The following is a 12624-nucleotide window of genomic DNA, read 5'->3' as shown; positions in this document are numbered from 1 at the left end:
ATGGATAAAGAGCCAATAACATTAAACGGATTAAATAAACTAAAAGAAGAATTAGTTTTTTTAAAAGAAAAAAAAAGACCTGAGATAGTAGCTGCAATTGCTGAAGCGAGATCTCATGGAGACCTTAAAGAAAATGCTGAATATCATGCAGCTAAAGAAGAACAATCTCATAACGAGGGAAGAATTACAGAAATTAACGATATTATTGCAAGAGCAAATGTTATTGACGTTACAAAACTAAACAACGAAGGAAAAGTAATTTTTGGATCTACAGTTTATTTAGAAGATTTAGATACTGGTGAAAAAATTTATTATAAAATTGTGGGAAGAGATGAAGCAGATTTAAAACAAAAACTTATTTTCTTTCAATCACCAATTGGCAAAGGTTTGATTGGAAAAAATAAAAGTGATTTAGTTGAAATAAATACACCCTCTGGTGTAAAAAATTTTGAAATTAAAGACGTTAAATATATTTAACTTTTAACTATTTGTTGAACCTGCTTATCTGAAATTTGAAATCCGTTTTGAACCCAAGTTTCTTCTATCCTTTTTAATTTGTTACCTAAAGTTTTGCCCTCAGGAATTTGAAATTTAGACATTAATAGATCGGCCCCTATTGGCAAAGTTGGAATTACTTTCTCTTTATAAGTATCTAATAATTTGATTAGTTTTTTCTCTACTTTGTTTGAGATAAATATTTTAAAATTAATTATATCTATTACAGCCTGTCGCCCATTAAAATAAAAAAATTTATTCAAGTTTTTCTCTGTAAAGTTGTTTAAAGTTACTTTTTCTCTGTAAAAAAGATCTATTAATTTTAATCTTTTCTTATCTTTGTTTGATATTTTAAATTTATAAAGAAAATAGTCAGCATTATCAGTCCCATCAATAACTAAAAGCGCAATTAAGAATATAAAGTCAATTTTTAAAAAATTCTCTGCAGCATAAGAATTTTGTTTTTTAAAATTTTTAATATTCTTAAGTTGAGGGAAAATTATTTCTACGAGTTCTAAACTTTCTTTATCTTTAAAAAGTTTTAAAAATCCATTTGAACTAGTTATTTTTTTAAGTTCATCGATTAATCTTTCAGATGATATATTTGAAATTCCATCAATATTTTTTTTTATATTTTTTATTATTTTTTGCTGGTGCTTATGATTTGAGTAATTTAAATAAAATCTTAAATACCTCAAAATACGTAAATAATCCTCCTGAATTCTTTTTTCCGCATTGCCAATAAAGTTAATATGACCCTCCTCCAAATCTTTTTTACCATTAAATGGATCAAATAAATTACCATCACCATCTGCATAAATTGAATTGATAGTAAAATCCCTTCTAGAGGCATCTTCCTTCCAATCTAAAGAGAATTCTACTTCAGCATGCCTTCCATCAGTTGAGACGTCTTTCCTTAAAGAAGTAATTTCATATTTATATTCATCAATTATTGCTGTTATAGTTCCGTGTTCAATTCCTGTTTCGTAATAACTTATTTGTTTGTTTTTAAGAGCCTCACAAACTTCCAGTGGAGTTAAATTTGTTGCTAGGTCAATATCATCAACATTTTCTTTTTTTATGACTTTTCTTACACAACCACCCACATATCTGATTTCACTATTCTGTGAAAAATTATTAATTGCTTCAAAAATTTTATTTGCTGGTGTTGTTAAAGTAATTTGTTTTAAATTTTGACTGATATAATCAAGATTTTTTGATCTGGAAAAAAATTTATCTAAAAAATTTTTCATAAGTGGCTGGGGCGCTAGGATTCGAACCTAGGATGCAGGTACCAAAAACCCGTGCCTTACCGCTTGGCTACGCCCCAATACTAGCTTCCTATAACATAAAAATATAAAATTCATATAGTTTTTGCTGTAACACACCAATAATTTTTATATTTTCTTTTAAATTTAGCTTTTGCCAATTTACAACTCTTTAATGAATTATAATAGGCAACAATTGTTGATCCTGAACCAGTCATTCTTACAAATAATGGATTATTTGTACTTTCTAAGAACAACTTTATTTTTTTAAGTTTTGGATATTTTTTAAGTGCTATTGTTTCAAGGGCATTTTGTTGATCAATCAAATATTTTATTCCAAACATGTTTTTTTTAGGTTTGTTATATTTTGATTTTGTATACTTTCGAACAAAAGAGTATATTTTTTTAGTTGAGCACCCAAAATCAGGCTTTACTAAAGTAGAGTAATATTTTGGAGTATTATAAATCTTTTTTATTCTACCACCTGATGACAATACACAGCTAGATGAAATGGTTCCCAGAATAACATCGGAACCAACCAAGTCGCAGATACTTCGAGTTTTTTGATGATTAGGATTAATAATTTTTTTTTTAACCAGATAACTAAACACACTAGCTGCGTTCATCGATCCCCCACCCAACCCAGCTTCTTGAGGGATTAATTTTTTAATTTTAACTTTGAATTTTTTATTTTTTAACAAATTTTCTTTATCTAATATTTGAAATAATTTTTGAACAGTATTTTTTTTTCCGATATTTTTAGAAAACTTTCCATAAAAAGAAATATGATGTTTTTTTCCATTATGTTGATTGATTGAAATAACATCATGTAAATCTATGAAACCAATTATACTTTCAATTTTATGTAAAACCTTTTTTTTTCCAGTGATATTTAGTGCTAAATTTAACTTTGCATTAGATTTAATTTTATTAAATTTCATTTAGGAATTTTTAAGACCCTCAATTACTTTAATATTGATTTTTTCTATCATATCATCTTCTGTGTCATCAAAACTTAATACGTTGTTCCAAAAATATCTTGCTTGAATTTTACGATTTAATTTCCATAAAATGTCTCCATAATGATCATTCACGATTGGGTCATCTGGCATTAATTCTACAGCTCTTTTTAAATACTTTTCAGCTTCTACATAATCCTCTATTAAAAAATAAGCCCATCCAATTGAATCAATAATATATGGATCATTGCTTTTTAAATCATATGCTGTTTTCAACATATCCATTGCTTCATTAATTTTATAATCACGCTCTAACCAAGAGTAAGCAAGGTAATTCAAAATATATGCATCACTAGGATCAATTTTAAGTGCGTGCAATAAATCTTCATCTGACTTTTCATAATTACCCATTCTTTCATAGCTACCACCTCTACGATACAATACATCTGATTTAATTAGTGAATTGTCATCCAGTGTTAAAATAATTTCTGTATAACGATCTATTGCCTTTTCATAATTTTTAGAATTTTTATAAAAATTAGCTAAATCAAAAATCATTTTTATATTTGGATTTTCAATTTTATTAAATTTTGAATCTATATATTTAATTCCATTTTCATAATCCTGCTCTTGAATTATTATTTGAGCTTCTTTTTTTAATCTAAACCAATAATAAAATTCATCTTCTTTTTTAAAATTTTTTAAGATTCTTTGTACTTTATCAAATTCATCATTAAGATAAAAATTTTCTGCAACCAATGACAGATTAAATTCAAACTTAGGATTTAAATAGTTTGACAAATTTAAATAAAAATTTGATTTTTCAAAATTATCCTGAGAAGAATAAAGATTAGAGATTAAAAATAAAAACTCACTTACAAGATCATTATGATCTTTGCATGAAAAAATTTTTCCAAAATCATCGAATTTTTCTTTGTCTACCCAACTTTTACTTTGTGAAAGTAAAAGTGTCGAATTTATGTAATCAATTTGCTCAACAACTAATCTTGCTTCATTTAATTTATCGTTGTCAATTAAATGATTAAGATAAAAGAAAATGTATCTTGAATAATCACCTTGTTGATTATTTATTAAATTAAGAAAAAATGATGAGGTTCTTTTATCTTCAATATAACATCTTTGGAATGTCTCAGCTATAAGAGACAGATTCCCAAAATTTTTTTTGTTGTCTAATATTTTTTTATTTTTAAATGTATAAATGTACTGTTTTAAAGTTTCAAATATAACTAGGTTTATCCTATCTTCATCTTGAAATTTTAAACTTTGTGTTAAATATTTGTCAGCCTTTTTAAAGTTATTTTTTTTTAAACTATCAATTATTAAAATTATATAAGCATCATAAAAATCTGAATTAGATTTGTTTGCATTATTATTTAATACATTAATTGCTTGAGGCACTTTATTATCTAAAACTAAAGAGTTAACATATCTTTTTAAATAACTGTCATGTTTGTTAATTAATACTTTGGTTAAGTTAAAAAATTTTAAAGCTTCAGAATTATCTCGATTTTCAAATGCAACAATTCCAGAAAAATAATTTGATAAATCTCTTGAGTTGAAATCGTTAAAAGTAGCACTTTTAGAATACAAAGGTGTCTGATAAGATAGGAATATTAATAGTACTAATTTAAGAAATTTTAAGAACATGTAAACATACTATGACTAAAAAAGTGATAAATCAAAATACCAAATTAAACCAAGAACTAATTAATACTATTGAGCCAAAATTTATATTCGCAGATAAGCCAATAAATAGATTTAATATTTTAGAAACGGATAATGACACCCTGCAGATTAATAAAGAAGAATTACTTAAAAATTTAAAAGATCAAATAAATTCAATTGAAAATTGTAAATTGAAAGAATATTCAAACAAAATCATTTTAGGTGAGGGAAATATAAATAGCCCTTTGATGTTAATTGGAGAATCTCCTGGGGCTGAAGAAGAAAAATTGGGTGTCCCATTTAAGGGTGAAGTTGGCGAACTTCTTAACAAAATGCTTATAGCTATCAATATTAAGAGACAAAATATTTACACTAGTTATGTAATCAATTTTAGACCACCTGATGACAGAAAACCAACCTCAACTGAAATTAAAAGATACTCAGTATTTTTGAAGGAGCATATATCCATTATAAACCCAAAGATTATTGTTTTGATGGGTAGTTCAGCAATGGAGGCTGTAACAGGAATAAGTGAAAAAATAACTACTGAAAGAGGACATTGGAAGGAAGTGATTTTAAAAAACAAAACATTCCCTTTAATGATAACTTTTAATCCATCTTATTTAATTCGTTTTCCAGAAAATAAAAAACACTCATGGGAAGATTTAAAGAAAATTAGAGACAAAATCAAAGATCTGAAGTTAAAAATTTGATGAAGATAATTGCTGGGGTTGATGAAGTTGGTAGAGGAAGTTTAATTGGGCCTGTTTATGCTTCAGCAGTAATTTTAAAAAAATCAATTAATTCAAAGTTGTTAAAAGATTCAAAATCATTAAGTAAAAAAGATAGAGAGTATCTGTGTACATATATAAAGAAAAATTCTACTTGGTCCATAGGCAAAGCTTCTGTCAAAGAAATAGAAAAGCTAAATATACTGCAAGCAAGTTTGCTGGCTATGAAAAGAGCCATCAAAAAACTTAAGAGAAAACCAACACACGTTCTGATAGATGGAAACAAAACTCCAGAGTTAGAAAATTATAATTTAAAATCAGTTATTAAAGGAGATAAAAAAATCCCCTCTATTTCGGCAGCTTCTATAATTGCAAAAGTATCCAGAGATAAATTTATAACCACCTTATCAAAAAAAAATAAAGGTTATGATTGGGATAAAAACTTTGGGTACGGAACAAAACAGCACTTAAAAGCTTTGAAAAAATTAGGTATTACTAAACATCATAGAAAAACTTTTTCACCTATATCTAAAATAAATTAACACTACATCTAGTTACCTTGTAATTTCCTAACACTAATCGAATCTAAATTTTTCAATCTCAGGTTGACCGAAGAATCCATTTGGAGTCTAATTAATATTTACAAATGAAAACTGATTTCAAAAATAAAATAATTAATGGAGATAGTCTCGAAGAATTAAAAAAAATTCCACGTGAAACTTTTGATTTAATTTTTGCTGATCCTCCTTACAACTTACAATTAAAAAGTGAATTAACTAGACCCGATAGATCAAAGGTTAGTGCGGTAAATGATAAGTGGGATCAATTTGAAAATTTTAAAAAATATGATGATTTCACCTATGAATGGCTTAGTGAATGCAAAAGAATTTTAAAAAAAGATGGAGCTATTTGGGTTATAGGAAGCTACCATAATATTTTTAGAGTTGGCGCAGCAATACAAAATCTAGGTTTCTGGATTTTAAATGATGTTATTTGGAATAAAAATAATCCAATGCCAAACTTTAGAGGTACACGATTTACTAACGCTCATGAAACTTTAATATGGGCTTCTAAAAGTGAGAAATCAAAATACACATTTAATTATCAATCTTTAAAATGTTTAAATGATGATCTTCAAATGAGATCTAATTGGGATCTTCCAATATGCAACGGTTCTGAAAGACTTAAAAAGGATGGAAAAAAAATTCACTCAACACAAAAACCAGAGGCACTATTACATAGAATTTTACTAGCTACATCAAATAAAAAAGACCTGATACTTGATCCTTTTTTAGGATCAGGAACAACAGCTACAGTGGCAAAAAAACTAGGGAGAAATTATTTCGGAATAGAAAAAGAAAAAAATTATTTTAAAGCTGCTGAGCAACGTATAAAAACTACAAAGCCTATTGAAGACGATTTATTAGATACGCTAAAAAATAATAGATCAAAACCAAGAATTCCTTTTGGTTCATTAGTTGAGCTTGGAATAATTAAACCTGGAACTAATATTTTTGATAATAAGAAAAAAATAACAGCCAGAATTATGGCTGATGGCAGTATAAAACATAATCAAGCAGAGGGTTCTATACACAAAGTTGCAGCTACTATTTTAGGAGCTGAAAGTTGCAACGGATGGACTTTTTGGCACTGTGATATAAATGGACGAACTTATCCAATAGATTATCTAAGACAAAGATTAATTTCTAAAAATTAACCTTTATAAATTTTACCCAAATAACTTTCTAAAAATTTTTTATTTTTAGTTAAAAGTTTTAAAAAAATATTTCTAAATATGATCATAATTGGATTTGATAAATGGAAGGCAAATTGATTGAAATTAGATCTACTGTTAATCATTTTTACTCTCTTTAATCTGATATCATAAAAATTATTATTATTTATTAAACATTTATATAATTCATTAGCCCCCTCAATTGATTGGGAAGCTCCCTGCGCGAATGAAGGTGAAAAAGCAAAAAATGCATCTCCTATAAGGAATATATTTTTCGGAGGATTGTATAAATTTTTACTTACAAATATTGGAAATAATTTAATATTTTGAAGACTTTCCAAAAAACTTTGGGAGACTTTTTGAGATAATATAAATTTAATATTTTTTATAAAAGGACTTTCGTTAAAAAGATTATAGTTCTTTTGCTCATTTGAATTTAACTTATGTTTTAAAATGCCGATAAAATTTAATTTTTTATCATTATTAATTGGATAAACAACATAATGAAAATTCGGTCCTAAAAACAAAGAAATATTTTCTTCATTTATATTTTGAAAACTTTCTCTCAATATAGTGCCCCTAATAGCAATCATATCATTGTAAATTGGTTTTGATTTATAGTTTGAAATTAATAACTTCCCTTTAGAAAAAACACCGTCCGAAATAATTAAGTAATCACAAGTTATATTATTTTTATCAAATATTAATTTTATTGAATCTTTATCGTAAACAATCTGTTCAATACTATGGTTATATTTAATTATATCTTCGTTTATTTGTTTTTTTAAAAATTGAAGCAATTTTGATCTTTTCAATGTTGTGTATTTACAATCTTCAGAATTAAATTTTGAAATGTCTAAGTCACAAATTTTTTTTGAATTTTTAATTTCATAAAAATCAATTTTTTTTGGATTAAATTTTTCTTCATCAGTGAAAGAAGTGAAGCCTATTTTATTTAAAAGCTTTACACTATTTACCGACAACTGAATTCCATAGCCTTCTTCCATTTCTATTGAATTCCTTTTTTCATAAATCGTAACCTGATAATCCTTATGATCTTTAAATAAATTGGCAATATACAAACCAGAAATTCCAGCACCAATTATTGCAATTTTTTTCATTTATGACTTTCTAGAAATTTAACTATTTTTTTTGTAAATGTTGGCAGTGTATAATTTTGAAGCTTTGTTGGATCAATCCAATAATTATTTTTATTTAAATTATATTTATTTTTAAATTCGATTTTAATATTCATACTCATATTAGACATTTTAAAATTCAAATCTTTATCAAAATTTTTAGGATTATTTACTTCCTCCATCGGGAAGATATTAAAATTTTTCAAAAAATTAAATTTATTATTTTTGATTAATAAATAATGATTATTTTTTTTATAAACATTTAGCTTGTAAAAAGTTTCCTTATCTTTTTTTTTAAATTTTACTAAATCAAAATGTTTATTTTTAAATGATTTGCATTTTTTTACTAATGGACAGTTCTTACAATTAGGACTAACAGGTTTACAAATTAGTGCCCCTAATTCCATTAAAGCTTGAGCATAATCACTAGACCTTTTGATAGATGTTCCAAAAATTTTTTTTTTCTCGTGTAAATTTTCTTTTTTTATTTGATCTTGTTTTTTTAAAAATAAGTATCTCTTTAGTACTCTTTCAATATTACCATCTAGAGGAATTATTGGTTCATTGAATGCAATTGCAGAAATTGCACTTGCTGTATAATCTCCAATTCCTGGAAGAGACTTTAAATCCACAAAATTTCTAGGTATTTTTTTATCAAAGTTTTTAACAATTATTTGAGCTGTTTTTTTTAAATTTCTTACTCTTGAATAGTATCCAAGACCCTCCCAAAGTTTAATTAATTTTCTATCATCATATTTAGATAATTTTTCAATTGAAGGAATATTTTTTATAAATCTGTTAAAGTAAGGTATTACCGTTGCAACCTGGGTTTGCTGCAACATAAATTCACTTATTAAAGTGTAGTATTGCTTTTTTGTTTGAGAAACATTCTTTCTCCAAGGTAAAGATCTTTTATTTAAATCATACCAATTAAGAATTTTATTTGTTATTATTGGATCTTTCATATGCAATCTAAAAATAATACTAAGCAGAGAAACGCTAGCATTCAAGGATTAAGATCTTTCAAAGACACTTTGCCAAAAAATGTCAAAAAAATAATAAATAAAAAAGGTCATGTATATTCAGAAACGCTGAGTAATTGGAAATATTTAGTTGGAAGCGAATTATTTAAAATTTGCTATCCAAAAACATTTAAAAATTCAAATAAATTTGGTGTTAACACCTTAGTGGTTATGGTCAAGCGAGGACATGAAGTTGATGTAGAATATTCTAAAAAAGATATTTTAAATAAAATGAATAATTTTTTTGGATATTCTGTTGTTGAAAAGCTTAAATTCATAAGTTTTGATGATGAACATGAAATGACGGGCTCAGGTGAAACAAAAGTTAAAAATGTGGCAATTAGTAAATATCAAGATAAGATTAAAGGTGTTAAAAACGAAAAAATTAAAAAATCATTAACAGAGTTAACTAGGGTTTTTAGAGAGAAATGAAAAAAATTATATTCCTAATATTAATATTTTTTTCTACAGTCTTAAATGTGCAGGCGGAGGAAATTAAAAGGATAATTGTTGGTAACAAAGATGCAAAAATAACTATTATAGCTTTTGAATCATTAACTTGTAGTCATTGCGCTAATTTTCACAAAAATGTTTTTCCTGAACTTAAGAAAGAATTTCTTGATACTGGAGTCGTTAAGATTGAATTTAGACATTTTCCATTAGACATAGCGGCCTTTAATGCATCTAAAGTTTCTCAGTGTAAGAATGATGGAAATTCAGATATCCTTGAAAGTTTATATGCTAATCAACAAAAATGGGTGAAAGGAAGTTCAATAGAGGAGGCAAATAAAAATCTACAAAAATTTTTAAAAAGTGAGGGATTTAGTATTGATTTTGATACTTGTATAAATAATAAGGAAATTGAAGATTTTATATTAAACGATCGAATCGATGGAGCAAAGAACTTCAAAGTGAACGCAACTCCTACGATTATTATTAACGACGAAAAATTCGAAAAAACTCTAAATTATAAAAATTTAAAAAAAGCGCTAGAAAAACTGATATAAGTTAGTGCATGGAGTTTAAAAAAATCCAATTAAACGGATTTAAATCTTTTGCTGAAAAAACCAACTTCTTAATTGAGGATGGTCTTACGGGTATAGTGGGTCCTAACGGCTGTGGAAAATCAAATATTGTAGAATCTTTAAGATGGGTAATGGGAGAGACCTCGGCAAAAAGTATGCGTGGATCTGGTATGGAGGATGTTATATTTTCAGGAACATCTAATAAAGCATCAAAAAATATTGCTGAAGTATCTATTGAAGTTGAAAACAAAGATAAAGAAGGCCCAATCCAATACCGTGAATTGGAACAAATACAGGTTAGAAGAAAAATAGAAAAAGATAAAGGATCTAAATTTTACATTAACGATAAGGAAGTAAGAGCAAGAGATGCGCAAATGTTTTTTGCAGATCTTTCGACTGGTGCACACTCTCCATCTATGATTAGCCAAGGAAGAATAGGTGCATTAGTAACTGCGAAACCTACAGATAGAAGAGCTATTTTAGAAGAAGCTGCAGGAATATCTGGTTTGCACGTTAGAAGACATGAGGCTGAATTAAGATTAAGTGCGGCTGAGAATAATTTAAAAAGAGCAGATGAATTAAGAAGACAGCAAGAAAAACAATTAGCAAATCTTCAAAAACAAGCTGAAGAGGCAACAAAATACAAACTAATTTCAGATCAAATTAAAAAAATTGAAGCAGGTTTATATTATTTAAAATTACTAGAAATAGACAAAGAAATTAGAATAGAAAATGAAATTAATACTGAGGCTGAAGGAGAAGTAGAAGGATTTAATAACAAAATATCTGAATTAGAAAATTCAATTAAAACTTTTACAGATAAAGTAAATCCATTGAGAGAGAAAAATATAGAAAATTTATCTAGGATACAAAGACTTAATCTAGAACTTCAAAGTTTAGATGAGGAAAATACTAGAATTCAAGATGAGATAGAAAGCATCAAAAAATCAATTCAAACACTTGATGATGATATCACGAGAGAAAAAGGGATTATTGTAGACGCTAACTCAAATGAAAAGAGATTGAAGGAAGAAAAGACTGAATTAATTGAGACAGACTCGAAGTATTTTGAAACAGAAAAATTATCTAATGAAGAGTTAGAAAGTGCAAAAAATAAACTTAAAGAAGAACAAAAAGCTGTTGATGAAGTTGTAAATAATTTAGCTGAAGAAACTGTCAATATAAGTGTTGGTCCAATAAGAAATGTAAAAAATACAATATCAAAGGTAAAAGAATTAATAGATAGTAATGAAATAAATCAAGCAGTAACACTTCTAGACAGATGTAATATGGAACTAGATAGTTTTTTAAGTGATTTAAAAAATGAGAGATATAGAACTGAGTTATTAGGAGTTAGTGAAAAATCAGAAAATATAAAATTACTCCAAGAAAAATATGCCGATGCATATAGTAAAAATCAATCAATTAAAAATGAGTCTATAAAAAGAAATGAAAGAATTAAAACCATTGAAAAGGAAATTGAAAGTTGGAAAAATTTATTAATTAACTCAGAAAAAATGGTTAATGAATTGACGCAAAGAAAAGAAAAATTATCAAAACAATTAAGTGATTTGGAAAACCAACCTAGAGCACAAGCTGAAAGAAAAGGTCAAATTTCAGAAAATTTAAGAATTTCAGATAAAGAAAAAATTGATAATGAAGCGATTATAGATGAAACAGATCAAAAAATTGAAATGTTAAGATCGCAATTAAATGCAATACAAGAACAATCAATTCAAATCAGAGAAAGAAAAGCAAGCTCAGGAGCTACAATTGAAGGCCTACAAAAAAGAAAAAATGATCTCCTTGATAGAATTAGTTCTGAGTTAAATTTGAATGAAGATAATATTTTAGAAAATTCAAATTTAAACGGAGTAGAAGAGCTTCCAAATCCAGTTGATCAAGAAGATGCTTTAGACAAGAAAAAACAAGAAAGAGAAAAATTAGGATCTGTAAATTTAAAAGCAGATGAAGAAACAAGTAAATATGAAGAAGAGATAAAAAAAATGGAACAGGATCGTGCCGATCTTGTTACCGCTATCGTAAAACTTAAAGATAGCATTAACGAACTTAATCAAAAAGGAAGAGAAAGATTGATTGAAGCTTTTGAAAAAGTTAATAGAAAATTTAATGAAGTTTATACAAAACTTTTCAATGGTGGAAATGCCAAACTAGAATTGGTGGACTCTGACGATCCACTTGAGGCGGGTTTAGAAATGCTGGTTAGTCCTCCGGGAAAAAGACTTCAATCTATAACTTTGTTATCTGGAGGTGAGCAAGCATTGACTGCTCTCTCATTAATCTTTGCAGTGTTTTTAACAAACCCTTCGCCTATATGTGTATTGGATGAGGTTGATGCACCGCTTGATGATGCTAACGTAACAAGATTTTGTAGTTTACTTGAGGAACTAATTAAAATCACTAATACCAAATTCATAATTGTGACTCATCATGCTTTAACCATGTCAAAAATGAACAGGCTATATGGGGTAACTATGCCTCAAAAAGGAATTAGTCAGCTTGTGGCTGTTGATTTACAAAAAGCAGAGAGTATGGTTGCTTAA

Annotated in this window: 12 protein-coding genes and 1 tRNA gene; 7 read left to right on the top strand and 6 right to left on the bottom strand. The window is 27.0% G+C overall.

Features of this window, described 5'->3' with window-relative positions; translation table 11 throughout:
• Positions 1 to 477, top strand: coding sequence for a transcription elongation factor GreA (gene greA / locus ACTT9R_RS03360; protein ID WP_440926646.1), 477 nt, complete (start codon positions 1 to 3; stop codon positions 475 to 477).
• On the opposite strand, the gene ACTT9R_RS03355 is transcribed toward greA, so the two are convergent.
• The 4 genes from ACTT9R_RS03355 to ACTT9R_RS03340 all read right to left on the bottom strand — a co-directional run bounded on the left by ACTT9R_RS03355 (position 474) and on the right by ACTT9R_RS03340 (position 4390).
• Positions 474 to 1748 carry a CCA tRNA nucleotidyltransferase gene (locus ACTT9R_RS03355; RefSeq protein ID WP_440926645.1) on the bottom strand — a complete coding sequence of 425 codons (1275 nt, stop codon included), beginning with the start codon at positions 1746 to 1748 and terminating at the stop codon, positions 474 to 476. The genes greA and ACTT9R_RS03355 overlap by 4 nt on opposite strands.
• A gap of 3 nt (positions 1749 to 1751) precedes the next feature.
• Positions 1752 to 1825 (bottom strand) — tRNA-Gln (locus ACTT9R_RS03350).
• A 33-nt stretch (positions 1826 to 1858) separates the two neighbouring features.
• Positions 1859 to 2704: a GHMP family kinase ATP-binding protein gene (locus tag ACTT9R_RS03345; RefSeq protein ID WP_440926644.1), complete on the bottom strand. Its 846-nt coding sequence runs from the start codon at positions 2702 to 2704 to the stop codon at positions 1859 to 1861.
• Positions 2705 to 4390 (bottom strand): tetratricopeptide repeat protein, encoded by a 1686-nt coding sequence (locus tag ACTT9R_RS03340; RefSeq protein ID WP_440926643.1) that lies wholly within the window; start codon positions 4388 to 4390, stop codon positions 2705 to 2707.
• Positions 4391 to 4401: 11 nt separating this feature from the next.
• Here ACTT9R_RS03340 and ACTT9R_RS03335 point away from each other — a divergent pair, with 11 nt between their 5' ends.
• From ACTT9R_RS03335 to ACTT9R_RS03325, 3 genes are all read left to right on the top strand, one after another.
• On the top strand, positions 4402 to 5121 hold the full coding sequence (locus ACTT9R_RS03335) for a uracil-DNA glycosylase (RefSeq protein ID WP_440926642.1): 720 nt from the start codon (positions 4402 to 4404) through the stop codon (positions 5119 to 5121).
• The gene (locus ACTT9R_RS03330) at positions 5121 to 5681 is read left to right on the top strand and encodes a ribonuclease HII (protein ID WP_440926641.1); all 561 of its coding nucleotides are present in this window, start codon (positions 5121 to 5123) and stop codon (positions 5679 to 5681) included. Before ACTT9R_RS03335 ends, ACTT9R_RS03330 begins: the two co-directional genes overlap by 1 nt.
• A gap of 104 nt (positions 5682 to 5785) precedes the next feature.
• The gene (locus ACTT9R_RS03325; RefSeq protein WP_440926640.1) at positions 5786 to 6856 is read left to right on the top strand and encodes a site-specific DNA-methyltransferase; all 1071 of its coding nucleotides are present in this window, start codon (positions 5786 to 5788) and stop codon (positions 6854 to 6856) included.
• On the opposite strand, the gene ACTT9R_RS03320 is transcribed toward ACTT9R_RS03325, so the two are convergent.
• Together ACTT9R_RS03320 and ACTT9R_RS03315 are read right to left on the bottom strand one after the other, a co-directional pair.
• Entirely contained in the window at positions 6853 to 7995 is a 1143-nt protein-coding gene (locus ACTT9R_RS03320; RefSeq protein ID WP_440926639.1) for an FAD-dependent monooxygenase, read from the bottom strand. The genes ACTT9R_RS03325 and ACTT9R_RS03320 overlap by 4 nt on opposite strands.
• Positions 7992 to 8978: an A/G-specific adenine glycosylase gene (locus ACTT9R_RS03315; protein WP_440926638.1), complete on the bottom strand. Its 987-nt coding sequence runs from the start codon at positions 8976 to 8978 to the stop codon at positions 7992 to 7994. Before ACTT9R_RS03315 ends, ACTT9R_RS03320 begins: the two co-directional genes overlap by 4 nt.
• On the opposite strand from ACTT9R_RS03315, the gene ACTT9R_RS03310 reads away from it, so the two are divergent.
• From ACTT9R_RS03310 to ACTT9R_RS03300, 3 genes are read left to right on the top strand one after another with little or no spacing between them, the layout of a single operon-like run.
• Complete coding sequence (locus ACTT9R_RS03310; protein WP_440926637.1) at positions 8979 to 9467, top strand: DUF721 domain-containing protein; 489 nt, start codon at positions 8979 to 8981, stop codon at positions 9465 to 9467.
• Positions 9464 to 10042 (top strand): thioredoxin domain-containing protein, encoded by a 579-nt coding sequence (locus ACTT9R_RS03305; RefSeq protein ID WP_440926636.1) that lies wholly within the window; start codon positions 9464 to 9466, stop codon positions 10040 to 10042. Before ACTT9R_RS03310 ends, ACTT9R_RS03305 begins: the two co-directional genes overlap by 4 nt.
• A gap of 8 nt (positions 10043 to 10050) precedes the next feature.
• Entirely contained in the window at positions 10051 to 12624 is a 2574-nt protein-coding gene (locus ACTT9R_RS03300) for a chromosome segregation SMC family protein (protein WP_440926635.1), read from the top strand.

The sequence above is a fragment of the Candidatus Pelagibacter sp. genome (genome assembly GCF_052049835.1).
Classification (GTDB): domain Bacteria; phylum Pseudomonadota; class Alphaproteobacteria; order Pelagibacterales; family Pelagibacteraceae; genus Pelagibacter.
This window is presented reverse-complemented; position numbering and strand designations above follow the sequence as displayed.